This is a genomic window from Flagellimonas flava (assembly GCF_050617915.1).
Classification (GTDB): Bacteria; Bacteroidota; Bacteroidia; order Flavobacteriales; family Flavobacteriaceae; genus Flagellimonas; species Flagellimonas flava_A.
Map to the genome: position 1 here is coordinate 404,129 of NZ_JBODQE010000002.1, position 17,317 is coordinate 421,445.

A 17,317-nucleotide genomic window follows, 5' to 3' on the forward strand; every position below is an offset into this window, starting at 1 on the left:
TTGTTTTTTTTAGCTGTATTGGTTCAAAATGTTTTCATATAATTCCTGCTTGCCACTAATTTGTTCGGGTTCACCCTTGGTACCAGCATAGTCATATAGATCGCTCAAGGATAGTTTTCCAGCCACATAATCTGCACCCTTGCCCGATTGGAAAGAGCTGTAGCGCTTATCCAACAAGGATTCGTAAGGAGATTTTTGCAGTACTTCATCGGCTAACAACAAGGCTCTGGCAAAGGTATCTGCACCACCAATATGTGCTAGGAAGATGTCTTCCAGATCCGTGGAGTTTCTTCGGGTCTTGGCATCAAAGTTGATTCCTCCTCCTTGCAGTCCGCCAGATTTTAGGAAGACCAACATAGCCTCCGTGGTTTCCAAAACGTTATTTGGAAATTGGTCGGTGTCCCATCCGTTTTGATAATCACCACGATTGGCATCAATACTACCCAACATTCCGGCATTGGCCGCCACTTGCAATTCATGTTGGAAGGTGTGCTGTGCCAAGGTAGCGTGGTTTACCTCTATGTTCAATTTAAAATCGTTCTCCAGCCCATATTCCCGTATGGTGTTGATGGAGGTAGCGGCATCAAAATCGTATTGATGTTTGGTAGGCTCCATAGGCTTTGGTTCAATGAAAAACGTTCCTTTGAACCCTTGGCTTCGTGCATAATCCCTGGCCAAATTCAAGAACCTCCCGATGTTGTCCTGTTCCAACTTCATGTTGGTATTCAACAAGGACATATAACCTTCCCTGCCTCCCCAGAATACATAGTTTTCACCTTCCAACGCCATAGTGGCATCCAAGGCAATCTTTACTTGGGCACCTGCCCTGGCCACCACATCAAAATTGGGATTGGAGGCTGCCCCGTTCATATATCTTGGATTGGAAAAACAGTTGGAGGTTCCCCATAAGAGCTTGGCACCCGAGGCGTCCTGCTTTTGCTTCAAGTAGTCCACAATTGCTTGGATCCTTTTTTCCGATTCGGCCAAAGTAGAAGCCTCATCCACCAAATCAAAATCGTGGAAGCAGTAGTAATCAAAGCCCATTTTGGTTATAAACTCAAATGCGGCATCTGCTTTTTCCTTTGCAGCTTGCACTGCGTCAGAACTTGTAGCCCATGGAAACTGTTTGGTACCTGGACCAAATGGGTCTCCTCCCGTTCCACAGAGGGTATGCCAATACGCCATGGCGAACTTAAAGTGTTTCCGCATGGTCTTGCCTGCAACTACCTGCTCCGGATTATAAAATTTGAAGGCCAAAGGGTTGTCCGATTCCTTGCCTTCATATGTAATCTCGCCAATTCCTTTAAAGTATTCTTTGTCTCCTATAAGTCCCATTTTATCTTATTTTTTAATGATTAGTTCCAATTCTTTTTTCCAGTTATGATATGCGGTTTGATACGATTCCCTATCCTCGAAGGGCATGTAGGTCATTACGTGATCGTTTCGCATAAAGGCCGAAAAACCATCATACCCTTGTTCTGCAATCGCACAGGCCCTGGCCGCCCCAATGGCTCCTGTGGTATTGTATATTTCTATTTCTTGTTGAATTAATGTTGCAATGGTATTTGAAAAGATATCCGATCGGAAAAGGTTGTCGTTACCCGCTTTGATTACCTTGGGGTCAATGCCATCAGATTTCATGATTTCCATACCATACACAAAGGAAAAAGCAATCCCTTCCAAGGCTGCTCGACACATATGTGCTTTGGTGTGACGGTTGAGATCCAAGTTCAGGATGCGGGTTCCCACATCTTGGTTCATCAGCATGCGTTCGGCCCCATTGCCAAAGGGAACAATACAAAGTCCATCTGAACCTATTTCCACTCCGGCTGCCAAATTGTTCATTTCCTCATAGGACGAAACCGCCAAGTTGTTGAGCAACCAACGGTACTGGATTCCAGCTCCATTGATGCAGAGTAGTTTGCCTATATTTTGGACTTCACCTTTTTTGTAATTTACATGGGCAAAGTTGTTGACCCTGGAGCTTTCCTTAACAGAAAGATTGTCGGTTACCGCGTATACCACCCCAGAAGTTCCTCCAGTTGCCGCTACTTCCCCCGGGTGAAACACATTTAATGACAATGCGTTGTTTGGCTGATCCCCAGCTCTGTACATGATAGGAGTTCCTTCCAATAACCCGCTTTCCTCAGCTCCTTTTGCAGATACTTTGCTTTGAACGCCAAAAGTTTCCACTATTTCCGGGACAAGGGCTTGGGAGAAATTATGATAATCCAAAATGTCCTGTGAGATTTCATCTTGTTTGAAATCCCAAAAAATACCTTCGGATAATCCGGAAATGGTTGTATTTATTTCGTTGGAAAACCGATAGGCCAAATAATCTCCCGGCAACATGAACTTATCTATGTTATCATAGATCTCCTTCTCGTTGTCTTGGACCCATCGCAATTTGGAAGAGGTAAAATTTGCTGGGGAATTCAACAGATGCGTATCACACTTTTCCATTCCAATGGCTTCATAGGTTTGGTTGCCAATTTCCACAGCTCTACTATCGCACCATATAATGGATTTACGAAGGGGAATACCTTCCTTATCCAACACTACCAGACCATGCATTTGGTACGATATGCCAATGCCTATTATCTCCTTTTTGGAAACATTGTGGCTTTTCTTTATTCGACGAATGCCCTCACACACATGAAACCACCAGTCCTCTGGTTTCTGTTCTGCCCATCCCTTTTGGGCGGCATGCATGGACATCTCTTCTTCGGGTTGCTGAACCACCCCAACGCTCTTTCCTTTGGAGCTATCCACTAAAGCAACTTTGATGGAAGAACTTCCTAAATCAATTCCTAAGTAATACATGTAACAAGTGGCTTGGGTTTAACCAAATGTAGAAATTGCCATGGGTAAATGGAGGTGTTTTTGTGTAAAATGGTTCCATTTGAATACAAGTCAAGCTTTATTCTAAATGGAATTCTGTTCTTACTTAATTGATTATGAGATATTTATAGCGATGCGATTTTTACGAAACTTTTTCGAAAACCTTTTCGTAAATTTTCGTGGAACACGAAGGAAAACGGAAATGGATTCCTCATTTTCAGGAAAATAGCAATTGCTCTCAAAGATGGAAGCAGGATTTCAAAGAGACCCGGAAACAAATCCTATTTGAGTTCCAGTGGCTCAATATTCATGTTTTCGCCCCTAATCCTTTCGAATACCGCAATCAATTCTTGAAGTTTTTCCGGATTGGATTTCGCCAAATTTTGGGTTTCCCCAATATCCTCTTTTAAGTTGTAGAGTTGGAATTCATCCGAGTTGCCCAATTCTATTTGTACGTTGGGGCTCACTTTTTGTCCTCCATAGGGCGGAATCATTACCCAATCTCCTTTGCGGAGGGCAGTTCGGGTTGAAGCTTCAATGACCAGCTCCTCCCTACCTTGTGAGCTCTCTCCCAAAAATGCAGCCAATAAATCCTCACTATCTTCAAGTTCAACATCACTACCCACAAGTGTGGCCAAAGAAGAGAGCAAATCCATTTGGCATACCAACGCACTTGAGGTTCCCGGCTTAATGGTTCCTTTCCAATAGGTGAAAAATGGCACGTGCGTACCCGCCTCAAACAAGCTATACTTCCCTCCTCTAAAGGGTCCCCATGGCGTGTGACTCCCATTTTTTTCTACCGCATCATCATAATAGCCATCATTGAGTACAGGTCCATTGTCACTGGTAAAAACAATCATGGTGTTTTCCAATATTCCCTCTGCTTCCAGGGTCTTTACCAACTCCCCTATGCACCAATCCGCTTCAAAAATGACATCACCTCTAGGTCCCAGTCCTGTTTTCCCTACAAAACGTTCATGTGGGGTTCTTGGTACGTGGGGCTGCTGCAGCGCATAATACAGGAAAAAAGGAGCATCCTTTTGTGCTTTGATATAATCTTGGGCTTCTTTTAAAAATACATCGGCCATATCCTCATCGCGCCACTGCGCCTTTTTACCCCCTTTCATAAACCCAATTCTAGGAATTCCATTGACCACACTATTATTATGACCGTGATGCCATCTCATTTTTAGCTCTTCCGGATTGTCCAATCCAGTGGGTTCCCCTTCAAAATTTTCCGCATAATTAATTTCTATGGGGTCATCCGGGTCAAGGCCTTCCACGGTACCATTTTCAATATAAACGGTTGGAACCCGGTCCTGGGTTGCCGCCATTATATAGGAGTGGTCAAAGCCAACCTCATTGGGTCCAGGCGATACTGTAGTGTTCCAATCTACCTGTCCGCTTCCCAAACCTAAGTGCCATTTCCCAACTATTCCGGTATGGTATCCAACACCCTTGAGCATTTTGGGCAAGGTCATCTGTTCAGTTCCAATAATCAAGGGGGCTGTGCCGGGCAAAATTTTCGCGTTCTTCTCACGCCAAGGGTATACCCCAGTTAGCAGCGCATATCTGCTTGGTGTACAAGTTGCTGATGAGGCATATCCATTGGTAAACACCAAACCTCCAGAAGCCAGCTTGTCCATATTGGGCGTTTGTAATTCTGTAGACCCATTGAATCCTACGTCTCCATATCCTAAATCATCCAAGTAAATAACAATGATGTTGGGTTTCTGCGCAGTTTGTTCTTTTGGTGCTGGCTTTTCGTGTTTACAGCTACCAAAAGACAGAAGTAGCATGGTGCATAAGGCAAATGATGAGATTGGTTTAATGGAGTTCATGGATTGTTGTTTAATTGGACTTCTGGCTTCGCTCTTTTTAACTGAAATATTCCCATTTCAGTTTGAGCAAACAATATACTTCATCATAGGTATAGGAATCAATCACCTTGAGCCATTTATTTGTTATAAATACATTGTAAACTGTTCGCGAATTCAAAGGACACGGTTATCAATTTGGTTAATGAACTATCAACGGGTTGGAAAGTTTTAGGGCGAACTGGGACAAATAGTCTTCCCATTCTTTTTGGGATTGGAACTGACCACTTTTTTTCCATCCAAAACCAGCATAGTAGATTACTTTGCCATTCTCCATTTGTAGATGTGCATAGGCGTTGCTCAAATCCGTTTGGTCTGTTTCATACGATTCCATATCCTTGAAAACAGAAGTAGGTGCTACAATCGCCATACCCAATGCAGAATCACCATGGGGTTGCCAATAGCTTAGCCACCCCTGCGCTTTGTTTCCATTGACTACTCCGTCTTTTTCATGTAAGGTAATCCCAGCAGCAATGTATTCCGCTCCATCAAGACTTACCTCATATTTGGATAGGTTGCTTCCCTTATCCAAACTAATAATCTTGGATTCCTTGATTAAAACACCCTTGGCATCCCAATTCTCGTACTCCAAATAAAAACTAGTTCTGATAGGTCCAGATGCAATGTGTTTCCAGTTGGTGAAATTCTTGGAAAAATGATATGTACTGTCCCTTTTTACAGCCAATCCTCCTACCCCTCTGCTTGGTCCTACATGAAAATTGTCCAAACCCTCACCATCATCCTCATGATAACTTCCTTCGGTGTTCAATTCTTTGCGATACCATTTGTTGATGATGGGACGTTCCACCCTTTTTAACCAAGCATCCACTCCGCTGGATAGCGTACCCCCCTCTTGATTCTCTTCAGCCAGTTTCTGTGCCTTTGGACCAAAAACCCGGAAAGCCACCTTGTCGTTTTCCCAGGCATAATCGTCCATCCGTTCAGGAACAAAACGTGAAAAACATACCGATTTGGACTTGGGTCTTTTTGAATGATGAATTTCAATCAATTCAAATTTTCTTTTGGAATTTGCATCAATCTTAGGCTGGAACAAAAGCACGTCAGCATACTGATCTTTATCCGTATCAACTCCCTGGGTTACCAAAATTTCTTTCGTTTCAAAATCCTGGATGCCGTAGTTGTTCAGATTGTCAACCTTTAAAAAGGCGTTGGTAAGCTCAACCGTTTCAAATGCTCTATCCATATCCAAGTCATTTTCAACAACAAAGGTGAAACCAGAATCCTTGGGAGCGCAAGCATTTAGAAAAGCGACACTTAAAAGGGTAATTAGAATTTTATTCATGGTCAACGGATTGATTCAACGAAGTTCGGTAATCGGAGCCACATCCATATCGGAATAGTCCAAATTTTCCCCAGCCATACCCCAAATAAAAGAATAGTTTGAAGTCCCCGAGCCGCAATGTATGGACCAGGGTGGAGATATCACCGCTTGATGATTATGCACCCAGATATGTCTTGTTTCTTCAGGCTGGCCCATAAAATGACATACAGCTTGTTCTGCCGGAACATCCAAGTAAAAATAGATTTCCATACGCCTATCATGTACATGGGCGGGCATTGTGTTCCAGACGCTTCCAGATTTCAAAGTGGTCATTCCCATTTGCATTTGGCATGTATCCACCACCCCTCCTATGATCATCTGATGTACTATTCTGTGGTTGGCGGTTTCCATGCTTCCGAGTTCCAATGCATTGGCCTCTTGCAAGTTGACCTTTTTAGTTGGATATGAAGTATGAGCCGGTGCCGAATTGAAATAGAACATAGCCGGTTGCACAGGGTCATCGCTCTTAAACACAATTTGCTTGTTTCCTTGCCCTATGTAGAGTGCATCTTTGTGTGCCAAATGGTAAGGGGCACCATCCACTTCAACCGTTCCTGCCCCTCCAACATTAATAATCCCCAATTCCCTGCGTTCCAAAAAATAATCCGCCTTTAATGGAGCTATGGGTTCCAATTGTAAACTTTTTCCGGGAACCGCAGAACCCACAATGTAGCGATCATAGTGGGAATACGTCATGACGATTTTATCTTTTTGCATCAGGTTGTCCACGAGAAACTCCGCCCTGAGCTTGGTAGTATCATATTGCTTTACCGTTTCTGGATTAGAGGCATATCGGCTTTCATATTGGGTATTCATGCTGTTATATTTTTATGGAAATCAATCAAACAAAGTTATGTAAAAAAATAAAATACAATCGATTGTATTATTTTCATATATTTAGACCTCAGTGTTGATTACACTACCCCTATGCATGCCAACAATGTTACCATACACGATATAGCAGCTGCGCTCAAGATTGATAGTTCCACGGTATCCCGTGCCCTCAACAACAGTCCCAGAGTCACCCAAAAGACCAAGCAACGTATCTTGGCCAAGGCGGAAGAAATGGGCTATCAACGGAATGTTCTGGCATCCAATCTTCGCAAGAACAAAACCAATACCATAGGGGTTATCATTCCTCGGATTTCCAGGTTTTTCTTCTCCTCTGCCATTGAAGGTATTGAAGAAACTGCCTTTGAAAATGGCTACAACGTGATCATGTGCCAATCCTTGGAAAAGTTGGAAAGGGAAACCAATCTGGTACAAACCTTGGTCGCTAACAGAGTGGATGGTATGATTGTATCCATTTCCATGGAAACACTGGACTATGAGCATATGGAATTGGCTCGAAAGAACGGTATCCCGACGGTTTTTTTTGATAGACATTGCGACATCCCTGGAAACAACAATGTGCTATTAAACGATTATCAGGGCAGTTTTGATGCCACAGACCACCTTATTTCACAAGGATGCAGAAACATTGCGCATCTTGCTGGGCCCAGAGACTTAAAACTCTATCAAAACCGATTCAATGGATACAAGGAAGCTTTGGAAAAAAATGGCCTTCTATTTCAACCCGATTTAGTCATCGATTCCAATTTGATGGAAGAGGATGGGGCAAATGCAGCCCAGAAAATATTGGAGTCTCTGCCTCAAGTGGACGGCATTTTTTCTGCCAATGATGTAGCTGCGGTGGGTGCCATGCAGTTCCTAAAAAGAAAAAAGGTCAAAATCCCAGATGAAATAGCCATCGTCGGTTTTAGTAATGGACCAACTTCCTCAGTTATTGATCCGTCTTTGACCACGGTGGATCAATCGGGTAAAAAAATGGGGAGATTGGCTACGGAACTGCTGATCAAGCAAATCCATGCAAAACCCAATCCGCTTGACCCTGAGACCATAATTCTGGAACCTACTTTGATTAAACGGGGTTCTACCCAAAAAAAACCAATCATACTCCCAAAGACATGAAGTATTTCAAACTTATAACAATATCCCTGCTATGTTTGGTGCTGTTTTTTTGCACCAAAAAAGAGACAGTCCCCAATGCTGAACAATTGTTGGGGAAGGCCGAAACACAATTGAACCATCTACTTCAAGCGGCCGAAAAAGCCAACGACATTCCGAGAACTTTAAATGCCAAAAAGGAAATCCATTGGATCAATAAGGGGTTTGATTGGACGGAAGGATTTTTTCCTGGGAGCTGCTGGTATCTATATGAGCATACAGGTGATGAAAAATGGAGAAAGGCCGCAGAAAAGTTTCAAGCTCCTTATGAATCCCACAAATACAACATTGACAATCACGATTTAGGCTTCATCTTCAACTGTTCTTACGGAAACGGGTACAGGATTACCCAAAACCCAGCCTTCAAAGAAGTAATGGTAACCGCTGCGGATTCACTGATTACAAGATTCAACCCTAAAGTTGGCTGTATTCAGAGTTGGAATGTGGATAAAGGATGGCAATCAGAAAGGGGATGGAAATTCCCTGTGATTGTGGACAATATGATGAACCTTGAGCTACTATTCGAGGTTTCAAAACTGACAAACAATCCAAAATATGCCAATATCGCCATTACCCATGCCAATACCACGCTTCAAAATCATTTTCGACCAGACCATAGTTCCTATCATGTAGTGGATTATGATCCAGAAACTGGGGAAGTCCGAAGCAAGGAAACCGCCCAAGGGTATGCCCATGAAAGTTCTTGGGCCCGGGGACAAGCATGGGGTTTGTACGGATATACCTTGTGTTACCGCTTTACCCAGAACACCGAATATTTAAAACTTGCCGAAAATATTGCAAGTTTTTACCTGCAGCATGAAAACCTTCCTGCGGACCTAATTCCCTATTGGGATTTCAACGCTCCCAACATTCCGGAAGAACCCCGTGATGTTTCGGCTGCGGCCATAGTAGTATCGGCCTTGATAGAATTGGACGCTTTCACTAGCACCTCCTATCGACCCGTCATTGATAAGATACTTTCGTCGCTAGCATCTGAAACCTACTCAGCTGCTCTTGGAGAAAACAAAGGATTTGTCCTGGATCATTCCGTGGGCAGTATTCCCCATGGGGCAGAAATAGATGTGCCTTTAAACTATGCGGATTATTATTATTTAGAGGCCTTGACTCGTAATAAACAACAATTTTAACCACATGACACAGTTCATTCGATTCCATAAAAAAATCTCACGCCATATCTTCCCGATATTGGCGGTAATCTTACTTCTAGGTTGTAATACAACTGGTGGCATACGTACCTTAAAATTAGCCCATGGACTGGATGTGAAGCACTCTGTACATTTAGCTATGGTGCAAATGAGTAAGGATCTTGACAGTATTTCCAAGGGTCAAATGCAATTGGAAATTTATCCGAACCAACAATTGGGTACAGAGCGACAATGTCTGGAACTCTTGCAACTGGGAGCCTTGGATATGACCAAGGTATCTGTTGGGGTGTTGGAAAACTTTGCACCAAAAATGAAAGTTTTGGGTCTTCCCTTTGTCTTCAGGGACAGAGAACATTCCTTCCAAGTTCTTGACGGACCTATTGGGCAGCATCTATTGGATGAGGGAGAAAAATACTGGTTAAAAGGATTGGGATACTATGATGCAGGATCCAGAAGCTTTTACACCAAAGACCGCCCTGTTCACAAACCCGAAGATCTGGATGGCCTTAAAATCAGGGTTATGGAAAGTGTTACGGCCATGGACATGGTGAACGGACTTGGTGGTGCAGCCACACCCATTTCTTGGGGCGAACTGTATACTTCATTACAACAAGGAGTGGTGGACGGTGCTGAAAACAACCCTCCAAGCTTTTATTTATCCAGACACTATGAAGTCTGCAAATACTATTCCCTAGATGAACATACAGTTTTGCCCGATGTGGTTCTCTCCAGCACACATACTTGGAAGAAACTTAACGAACAGGAGCGACAATGGTTAAAACAGGCCGTGGACCTTTCGGTAGTACATCAGAGGAAGCTCTGGGCGATATCCGAACAAGAAGCATTGGATGCAGTTCAAGAGGCAGGGGTTGAGATCATTAGACCGGATAAAACACTTTTTGCGGAGAAGCTCAAATCCAATTTGGATAAATACAAAGAGGATAAAGCATTTTACGAATTAATTAAAGCAATACAGGAAACCAAATAATTATGGGATTACGCAACAAAATAGACCTAATAGTAGGTAAAGCTTTGATTGTCATTATGGCAATCATGGTCATTAACGTATTATGGCAGGTTTTTAGTCGATATATACTAAGCTCACCCAGTTCCTTTACGGATGAGCTGGCACGGTATTTAATGATTTGGCTTGGTGTTTTGGGTGCAGCCTATGTTTCTGGCAAGAATGGCCATGTTGCCATTGATCTTATCCCATCCAAAATGAGTGGTAAGGCTCAAAAGCGATTCAAGAAAGTCGTAGGCATCATGATTATACTATTCAGTTTGGCAGCATTGGTTATTGGGGGTTCCAGATTGGTATATATTACCTATGTTTTGGAACAATACTCCCCTGCCCTACAGCTGCCTTTGGCTATAGTGTATTTGATTCTGCCCATAAGCGGTATCCTCATTATTTATTACAAACTCCTTGATCTTAAAAAATTATAAACATGGACTACATCCCTATTCTAACCTTGATATTGAGTTTTATCGTGCTTTTGGGCATGGGCACACCTGTAGCATGGAGTATTGCCATTTCATCATTGTTGACCATGTTAGTGAGTATTCCCGCTTTGCCAGCTTTTACGGCTGTATCGCAACGAATTGGTGCAGGACTTGACAGCTTTGCGCTTTTGGCCATCCCGTTCTTTGTTTTATCGGGCGAGTTAATGAACAAAGGGGGTATTGCACATAGACTGATAGCTTTTGCCAAAACACTGGTGGGAGCCCTTCCCGGAGGTTTGGCTTTGATCAACATTATTTCCGCCATGCTCATGGGGGCTATTGCCGGTTCTGCCATGGCATCGGCCTCTGCGATGGGAAGTATTTTGGGTCCTGAAATGGAAAAGGATGGATACTCCAAAGAATTTGGGGCAGCCGTGAACATTACCTCAGCTACTACGGGCCTGCTGATTCCTCCCAGCAACATTCTCATTGTGTATTCCTTGGCCAGTGGTGGTGCATCCATTGCAGCTCTGTTCCTAGCTGGTTATATTCCAGGAATTTTGACCGGTGCCTTCTTAATGATCGTGGCTTCTATCTGGGCCAAAAGAAAAGGCTATAAACTTGGAAACAGAAGCTCCATTAAGGAAGTAGTAAAGACTTTTTTCACAGCACTCCCTAGCTTATTTATGTTGATAGTTGTTATTGGAGGGATTGTCTCGGGAATCTTTACCGCCACTGAAGCATCCGCTATAGCTGTGCTTTACAGCCTTATTCTGGGTTTTATTTATAAGGAAATCAACTTTAAAAAACTTCCTCAAATTCTGTTGGATTCCTCGGCAACCACAGCTGTGGTGATGTTATTGATTGGAGCTTCCATGAGTATGTCCTGGGCTTTGTCCTATGAAAATATTCCACAAGACATAAGCACCGCTTTATTGGCCTTAAGCGACAATAAAATCATGGTCTTGATTATCATTAATTTGTTGTTACTGTTTGTTGGGATTTTTATGGATATGACGCCAGCCGTATTGATTTTCACCCCCATATTTCTTCCGATAGTGACCAAACTTGGAATTGATCCGGTTCACTTTGGAATTATTATGATTTTGAATCTTTGTATTGGGTTATGTACCCCTCCAGTGGGTTCCGTGCTGTTTGTAGGGGTAGGTATTGCCAAAACTACCATTGAGAAGGTGGTAAAGCCCTTACTCCCACTCTTTGTGGCCATGATTATTGCGTTGTTCCTGATTACCTATTTCCCACAATTAAGCCTCTGGTTGCCGAAATTGTTTGAACTGCTATAGTCCTATTTGGGTTAACAGGCTTTAGGATTGGGGTAATTATCGGATTGATCCTCGGTGGTATTGTCCAAGCACGCAAAATCCTTTTCCAATAGAAGGAAAAGCTCACTTTTGTTGTCCAATAGCATCGTGTTTTCAAAGCCGACCTTGTCGTTTTCAAACCAGTTTGCAGTAAATTTTTTGGGAACCAACAAAGTTATGGTGTCCTCCTCAAATTCGGCTCCCAAGTTATCCGCATCCACCGCTTTCAATGCATAGGTCAAAGTCTTGGTATTGAATGCTGTTTGTTCCCCAAAATATCCGGTCTTGCAAAAGGTTTCTACCTCTGTCTTGGTCAATCTATATCGAACCGAATTGCCTTTAATTCTAATTTTCATGCTTTACTTAAAGATTTTACTCCATTTTTTCATCCTTATTGGGAACCTTTCTTTTTGTACCGAAGTTTTCCTGTTTCAATTTTGATTGCCGTTTTGGCCAAGATGGTAAAGATTAACGGTAATAATACAAACGCCAGTTCAACTTAATCAATTCTGTTTCAAACCAAATAGCAACAATCAAGACTATATAGCAAAAATAATATACCTTAAAACTATTTCTACGCTTTCAAGCTCTATAAAGTTTAACAAGTTTCTTCAACCTTGTAAGAATTTGAAGTGGATTTGCATCTTCACATCCATTTGAATAACAACGTTCTATGCCCATAAGCCACCCATTTATAGAGAAAATAGCGTTTTGATTGGTTGGGCATCAAACTTTGGATTCGACCAGCAAAGCCTCCCTTTTTAATTCGTCTGTGTACCGTAGAAATCACTTTAAGCTGTACTTTTAGAGGGTAAATTGGTTTGGTGCACTCACTCAAAAAACACAGCGTTCTTGCCTTGGGCTATTTTCTTTTGATTGCTCTTTTAGGACTTGCATTACGCTTGTTCCCAGTTGTTGAGCTTTCCTTTGATTACCGTTATATGGTGCATACCCATTCCCATGTGGCTTTGTTGGGCTGGACCTACACTGCCTTGACCACCATGATCTATAAGGCGTACCTGGGCAAAGCATCCATACAAAGTAAGTATAGAGTCTTGTTTTGGTGCACCCAAGTGACCATTATTGGAATGTTGTTGACCTTTCCATTTACGGGATATGCTTTATTTTCAATCATTTTTTCGACGCTTTTCCTTTTTGCTTCCTATGTCTTTATGTGGGTTTTTGTAAGACACACTTCAAAGGAACAAAAGAAAACCCCCGCCTATAAATGCATATATGTCTCCCTCTGGTATATGGTGCTATCCAGTTTGGGTCCATGGGCGTTGGGAGCAATAATGAATACCGCCGGAAGTGGTTCGGATTTGTACCGGAATGCCATTTATTTCTATTTGCATTTTCAATACAATGGATGGTTTATAATGGCGCTCCTTGGGCTTTTGCTATATTTTTTGGAACAAAAAGAAATAGCATTGCCCCGCTTTGCTTTCACCCAATTCTTTTGGACCATGAACCTTGGTGTCGTGACAACCTTTTGCATCTCTTTGTTATGGATGAATCCTATCAACTCCATCTATGTCATTTCCATCTTAGGGTCAGTATTGCAGCTGTTTGCTTTTTCTATTTTGGTCAAACATGTATTGCCTTTCCAAAAAGAGATTAAAAGGATGTCCAAGCTGTTCCATCTTTCACTAAAAATTGCAGCTATCTTCTTTTTGGTCAAATTGCTTATGCAACTATTGGGGTCCATTCCCTATTTTGCTTCCAGGATTTCTAGCAACATTGACCTGGTCATTGGGTATTTGCATTGGATTTTTTTGGGTGTTGTTAGCGTGACTGTCCTTTCTTTTTTATTCCATTCCAAAATAATCCGGCTCACATCAAGGTCCATGGTATTGTACTTTCTAGGTTTTATGCTAACGGAAGGACTTATTTTCTATAAAGGCACAATGGTTTGGTTCAAAGAACCTGTGATTCAGCATTATCCATGGCTGTTGGTGTTGGCTACAGGTATTTTGGCATTTGCCATCGGTAATATTTTGGTTCTTCAATTAAGACGAAAAGACATTTCAGAAAGTGCGTTTTGAATGATTACAAAACATTTTCCTGCTGGATAACCTTTGTAAGAATTCCAGCGATTCTATTTCGGACTAAAACATCTTTCTATACATTTGAACAAAGCAAAAGTTTATGTTATCCAACGCATGTAAATATGCTATCCGATCCATTCTTTATTTGGCAATGTACGTCAAGGAAGAGGAAAAAGTGGGGGTTAAGAAAATTGCCGAAGCCTTGGAAACCCCCCAACCTTTTTTGGCCAAATTGTTGCAACAGTTAGCCAAAAACAAGCTGGTCTCTTCCCATAAAGGGCCCACAGGAGGTTTTTTCTTGGATGAACACAATCTAGAAAACTCCATTTGGGATGTTGTCAAGTGTATTGATGGCACGTCAAAATTTGATAGCTGCTTTTTGGGCTTGCCATCTTGCGGAGATGAAAATCCATGCCCCGTACATTTCACCGTGGCTCCGTTCAAGAAAAAAATCTATGCCGATTTCAAAGACAAAACCATAAAGGAGTTTGTGGAAGAAATTAAACAAAAGGGCAGGTTTATATCATTAAAGGACTTTGAAGTCGTCCAAGAGAATTAGGACTGATGTTTAATTCTTTCATAAAGTTTTACCAAGGATTGCAATAACTCCACAGGTGTGGTCAAAATTTGATAGTGGTTTTGTCCGAACATTTGGGGTAGGTAATATTTAGCTTGGGCTTCAATAGCCAAGGCATAGGAGTTGATTCCAATTTCGTTGAGTTCCCGTAAGGCTTGCTTGATATCATTTATTCCATATTTTCCTTCGTACCTATCATAATCATTGGGTTTTCCGTCAGAAACAAGAATGACCCATTTGTTTTTGGTATCCCTTTGGTCCAGCAAGGCTCCCGAATGTCGCACGGCAGGTCCAATTCTCGTATAACCGCTGGGTTCTATTGCCCCGATTTTGAATTTCGCTCGATTCCAATCCTCATCAAAGCCCTTCATGGTGATATAGGAAGAGTGATTCCTGGTTTTCGAATAAAAACTATTGATGGAGAAATCAATATTGAATTCCTCCAATATTTCACCAAAAAGAATGGACACTTGCTTTTCAACATCTATCACCCTGTTCCCAGCAGCATAGCCATCGCTGGACAAGCTACTATCCAGCAGTAAAAGGATAGAAAGATCCTTTTCCTTTTTACGTTTGGACAGGTATACTTTTTCAGAAGGGGTATGACCCTTATTCACATCAACAAAAAGGTCTGTTATGGCATCCAAATCAAACTCCTCCCCTTGGGTCTGTCTTCGTTGCTGCTGATATTTGTTATTTACCGTTGTCAACATTTTTCGCAGCCCCAATAAAGTCGACCTGTTTTTGGCAATTGCTTCCTTATAATAATCTGGGTCGATTCTTTCAATCGTTTTGGGGTACACCTTGCAAAAATCTTCTTTGTAGCTACGTTTGGATTGATCCCATTCATCATAGCGGACAAAATAGCCGCCGCTGTCCCTATCTGCACTTTCCGCAATGGTAGTATTCTCCACAAAATCTGCTTGGTAAACGGAATGTGCTGTATCGTCAACCCTAACGGTAAATTTCATGTTTAAATCCTCAAGGGCATTGGCATGATCTTCCAAGTCATCATCTCCATCCATGTTCCTGAAATTACCTCCGAACTCATCGGCAGTTTCCACTTTTTCAAACTGGTGTTGTAATACCGCATCCTCCACTTGTTTTTCATCTACCTGAACGGAAACAATTTCTTCTACGGCATTGGCTTTTAAGGTTGTTTTGGGCTGGTCTTGGGTTGTCTTTTTTACTTTCTGGGAAAAATTTTCCAAAGTGTCTCCCATTTCTTCCACAGCAGTGTCCCGCATCCATTTGCCATATATAAAAGAGAAGTCCGGTAACACTTTCGGTTTTGTCTGAACCGAATAATGGGATATCAACCTTTGATAATACTCCTGGGTAACAGGAAATTCCCGGAACAATTGTTCCAACACCAACGAAGAGGTTTTTTGGGCTTGTTCCTGGGAAGTTATCAACTCATGTTCGTTACCGTCTTTCCAGTTTAAGCCCAAGTTTTTTTGAACGGATAAGTATAGGATTCTGAACAAGTAAAAAGAGAGGTTTTCCTTGACAGTGGCAAATTGGGCATATTTTGGAGGTAGAAAGAAATTGTTGTTTTTGTAGCCCCCTTCCCTTTCGGCTGCATAGAGTTCAATAGGTTTTCCTGTAACTGCCCGAGCAAAGATGGTGAGTCGAGGTTTTATATCGGAAAGGTGAACCGCATGGGATAAGTTGGCCTCTCTATTCTTTTTTCGTTTTTTGAAATAGTGGGCAAACTTGGTAAAGATGTATTCATCCGGCTCAAACTCAAACATGCTTTTGGCTTTTAGTAATGAGAGTATCAAGATTCAAGACCCAAGAATCAATCTTGGTCTTTAGATCATTAAATCACATAGATCGTTCAGTGCACTAATAACATCCAAATCATCTGTGAGGGGTTCCACAACAGCGGCATGTACCGCCAATCTTTTAGGCAAACCTGAACGAATCAATTTAGCGGCATCCACCAATAATCTGGTAGAAACCGATTCCGTAAGTCCCAACTCCGTCAGATTTCTGATTTTATTTGCAATGTTGACCAGTTTCTTGGCATCAGCCTCCAAAATGTTGGTTTCTTGTACCAAAATTTCCGCCTCAGCTTTGGCCTCCGGATAGCTAAAGGAAATAGCGACAAAACGTTGCCGGGTTGAAGGCTTTAGTTCTTTAAATCCTCTTTGGTAGCCAGGGTTAAAGGAAGCAACCAACATAAAATTGGGATGCGCTTTTACCGTAGTTCCCAATTTATCGATAAACAGCTCCCTACGGTGATCGGTCAACGAATGTATGGCCACGATCACATCGGGCCTAGCCTCGGCAATTTCATCCAAATACAATACGGCTCCAGTTTTAACGGCAATGGTCAGGGGGCCATCCATCCAAACCGTTTCAGCTCCTTTGATAATATATCGTCCGATCAAATCCGTGGAAGAGGTTTCCTCATGACAACTAACCGTAATCAAGTGTTGGTCCAGTTCATGGGCCATGTATTCGATAAATCGGGACTTACCAGTACCTGTGGGACCTTTTAACAAAAATGGAATCCTACTACTATACGCATGCTTAAAAATGTCTACCTCCTTCCCTACGGATTTGTAAAAAGGCTTGGACTTGGAATTTATTTCCATTTGGGTACTTTTTGTTTCCACTGAATTGATCATGGCTTATAATTTAAGGTCTAAAAAGCAATCATGATTGAAGCAATCCTTGAAGAGT

At 42.1% G+C, this 17,317-nt stretch carries 15 protein-coding genes; 7 read left to right on the forward strand and 8 right to left on the reverse strand.

Going from position 1 to position 17,317, the window contains the following annotated elements; genetic code table 11:
- Positions 1-9 precede the first annotated feature (9 nt).
- The 5 genes from xylA to kduI all read right to left on the reverse strand — a co-directional run bounded on the left by xylA (position 10) and on the right by kduI (position 6,876).
- The gene (gene xylA, locus ACRHOZ_RS07575; RefSeq protein ID WP_431124129.1) at positions 10-1,335 is read right to left on the reverse strand and encodes a xylose isomerase; all 1,326 of its coding nucleotides are present in this window, start codon (positions 1,333-1,335) and stop codon (positions 10-12) included.
- A gap of 6 nt (positions 1,336-1,341) precedes the next feature.
- Positions 1,342-2,823: a xylulokinase gene (locus ACRHOZ_RS07580; protein WP_431124131.1), complete on the reverse strand. Its 1,482-nt coding sequence runs from the start codon at positions 2,821-2,823 to the stop codon at positions 1,342-1,344.
- Between the two features lie 299 nt (positions 2,824-3,122).
- On the reverse strand, positions 3,123-4,682 hold the full coding sequence (locus ACRHOZ_RS07585; protein ID WP_431124133.1) for a sulfatase family protein: 1,560 nt from the start codon (positions 4,680-4,682) through the stop codon (positions 3,123-3,125).
- A 178-nt stretch (positions 4,683-4,860) separates the two neighbouring features.
- Positions 4,861-6,021, reverse strand: coding sequence for a DUF4861 family protein (locus tag ACRHOZ_RS07590; protein ID WP_431124135.1), 1,161 nt, complete (start codon positions 6,019-6,021; stop codon positions 4,861-4,863).
- A 15-nt stretch (positions 6,022-6,036) separates the two neighbouring features.
- Positions 6,037-6,876: a 5-dehydro-4-deoxy-D-glucuronate isomerase gene (gene kduI, locus ACRHOZ_RS07595; protein WP_431124137.1), complete on the reverse strand. Its 840-nt coding sequence runs from the start codon at positions 6,874-6,876 to the stop codon at positions 6,037-6,039.
- A 111-nt stretch (positions 6,877-6,987) separates the two neighbouring features.
- Between kduI and ACRHOZ_RS07600 the strand changes: the two genes are divergently transcribed.
- The 5 genes from ACRHOZ_RS07600 (at position 6,988) to ACRHOZ_RS07620 (ending at position 11,983) form a co-directional block, all read left to right on the forward strand.
- On the forward strand, positions 6,988-8,031 hold the full coding sequence (locus ACRHOZ_RS07600) for a LacI family DNA-binding transcriptional regulator (RefSeq protein WP_431124139.1): 1,044 nt from the start codon (positions 6,988-6,990) through the stop codon (positions 8,029-8,031).
- Positions 8,028-9,215, forward strand: coding sequence for a glycoside hydrolase family 88 protein (locus tag ACRHOZ_RS07605; RefSeq protein WP_431124141.1), 1,188 nt, complete (start codon positions 8,028-8,030; stop codon positions 9,213-9,215). Before ACRHOZ_RS07600 ends, ACRHOZ_RS07605 begins: the two co-directional genes overlap by 4 nt.
- 166 nt (positions 9,216-9,381) lie before the next feature.
- On the forward strand, positions 9,382-10,221 hold the full coding sequence (locus ACRHOZ_RS07610) for a TRAP transporter substrate-binding protein (RefSeq protein WP_431124143.1): 840 nt from the start codon (positions 9,382-9,384) through the stop codon (positions 10,219-10,221).
- Between the two features lie 2 nt (positions 10,222-10,223).
- Entirely contained in the window at positions 10,224-10,682 is a 459-nt protein-coding gene (locus ACRHOZ_RS07615; RefSeq protein WP_431124145.1) for a TRAP transporter small permease, read from the forward strand.
- 2 nt (positions 10,683-10,684) lie between these two features.
- Positions 10,685-11,983, forward strand: a complete 1,299-nt coding sequence (locus ACRHOZ_RS07620; protein ID WP_431124148.1) for a TRAP transporter large permease — start codon at positions 10,685-10,687, stop codon at positions 11,981-11,983.
- A gap of 11 nt (positions 11,984-11,994) precedes the next feature.
- Here ACRHOZ_RS07620 and ACRHOZ_RS07625 read toward each other — a convergent pair whose 3' ends face one another.
- Positions 11,995-12,357: a DUF7009 family protein gene (locus ACRHOZ_RS07625; protein WP_431124150.1), complete on the reverse strand. Its 363-nt coding sequence runs from the start codon at positions 12,355-12,357 to the stop codon at positions 11,995-11,997.
- Positions 12,358-12,825: 468 nt separating this feature from the next.
- Between ACRHOZ_RS07625 and ACRHOZ_RS07630 the strand changes: the two genes are divergently transcribed.
- The gene (locus ACRHOZ_RS07630; protein WP_431124153.1) at positions 12,826-14,046 is read left to right on the forward strand and encodes a hypothetical protein; all 1,221 of its coding nucleotides are present in this window, start codon (positions 12,826-12,828) and stop codon (positions 14,044-14,046) included.
- A gap of 103 nt (positions 14,047-14,149) precedes the next feature.
- A complete protein-coding gene (locus ACRHOZ_RS07635; protein WP_431124156.1) occupies positions 14,150-14,608 on the forward strand; it encodes an RrF2 family transcriptional regulator in 459 nt (152 codons plus the stop codon).
- Here ACRHOZ_RS07635 and ACRHOZ_RS07640 read toward each other — a convergent pair.
- The gene (locus tag ACRHOZ_RS07640) at positions 14,605-16,380 is read right to left on the reverse strand and encodes a nitric oxide reductase activation protein NorD (RefSeq protein ID WP_431124159.1); all 1,776 of its coding nucleotides are present in this window, start codon (positions 16,378-16,380) and stop codon (positions 14,605-14,607) included. The two genes, ACRHOZ_RS07635 and ACRHOZ_RS07640, sit on opposite strands and share 4 nt — an antisense overlap.
- 60 nt (positions 16,381-16,440) lie before the next feature.
- Positions 16,441-17,262, reverse strand: a complete 822-nt coding sequence (locus ACRHOZ_RS07645) for a CbbQ/NirQ/NorQ/GpvN family protein (protein ID WP_431124162.1) — start codon at positions 17,260-17,262, stop codon at positions 16,441-16,443.
- Between the last annotated feature and the right edge of the window lie 55 nt (positions 17,263-17,317).

Excerpts from the sequence above, each read along its gene's own strand:
- xylA (WP_431124129.1), bottom strand. The coding sequence starts at position 1,335 with ATGGGACTTATAGGAGACAAAGAATACTTTAAAGGAATTGGCGAGATT.
- ACRHOZ_RS07580 (WP_431124131.1), bottom strand. The coding sequence starts at position 2,823 with ATGTATTACTTAGGAATTGATTTAGGAAGTTCTTCCATCAAAGTTGCT.
- ACRHOZ_RS07585 (WP_431124133.1), bottom strand. The coding sequence starts at position 4,682 with ATGAACTCCATTAAACCAATCTCATCATTTGCCTTATGCACCATGCTA.
- ACRHOZ_RS07590 (WP_431124135.1), bottom strand. The coding sequence starts at position 6,021 with ATGAATAAAATTCTAATTACCCTTTTAAGTGTCGCTTTTCTAAATGCT.
- kduI (WP_431124137.1), bottom strand. The coding sequence starts at position 6,876 with ATGAATACCCAATATGAAAGCCGATATGCCTCTAATCCAGAAACGGTA.
- ACRHOZ_RS07600 (WP_431124139.1), top strand. The coding sequence starts at position 6,988 with ATGCATGCCAACAATGTTACCATACACGATATAGCAGCTGCGCTCAAG.
- ACRHOZ_RS07605 (WP_431124141.1), top strand. The coding sequence starts at position 8,028 with ATGAAGTATTTCAAACTTATAACAATATCCCTGCTATGTTTGGTGCTG.
- ACRHOZ_RS07610 (WP_431124143.1), top strand. The coding sequence starts at position 9,382 with ATGAGTAAGGATCTTGACAGTATTTCCAAGGGTCAAATGCAATTGGAA.
- ACRHOZ_RS07615 (WP_431124145.1), top strand. The coding sequence starts at position 10,224 with ATGGGATTACGCAACAAAATAGACCTAATAGTAGGTAAAGCTTTGATT.
- ACRHOZ_RS07620 (WP_431124148.1), top strand. The coding sequence starts at position 10,685 with ATGGACTACATCCCTATTCTAACCTTGATATTGAGTTTTATCGTGCTT.
- ACRHOZ_RS07625 (WP_431124150.1), bottom strand. The coding sequence starts at position 12,357 with ATGAAAATTAGAATTAAAGGCAATTCGGTTCGATATAGATTGACCAAG.
- ACRHOZ_RS07635 (WP_431124156.1), top strand. The coding sequence starts at position 14,150 with ATGTTATCCAACGCATGTAAATATGCTATCCGATCCATTCTTTATTTG.
- ACRHOZ_RS07640 (WP_431124159.1), bottom strand. The coding sequence starts at position 16,380 with ATGTTTGAGTTTGAGCCGGATGAATACATCTTTACCAAGTTTGCCCAC.
- ACRHOZ_RS07645 (WP_431124162.1), bottom strand. The coding sequence starts at position 17,262 with ATGATCAATTCAGTGGAAACAAAAAGTACCCAAATGGAAATAAATTCC.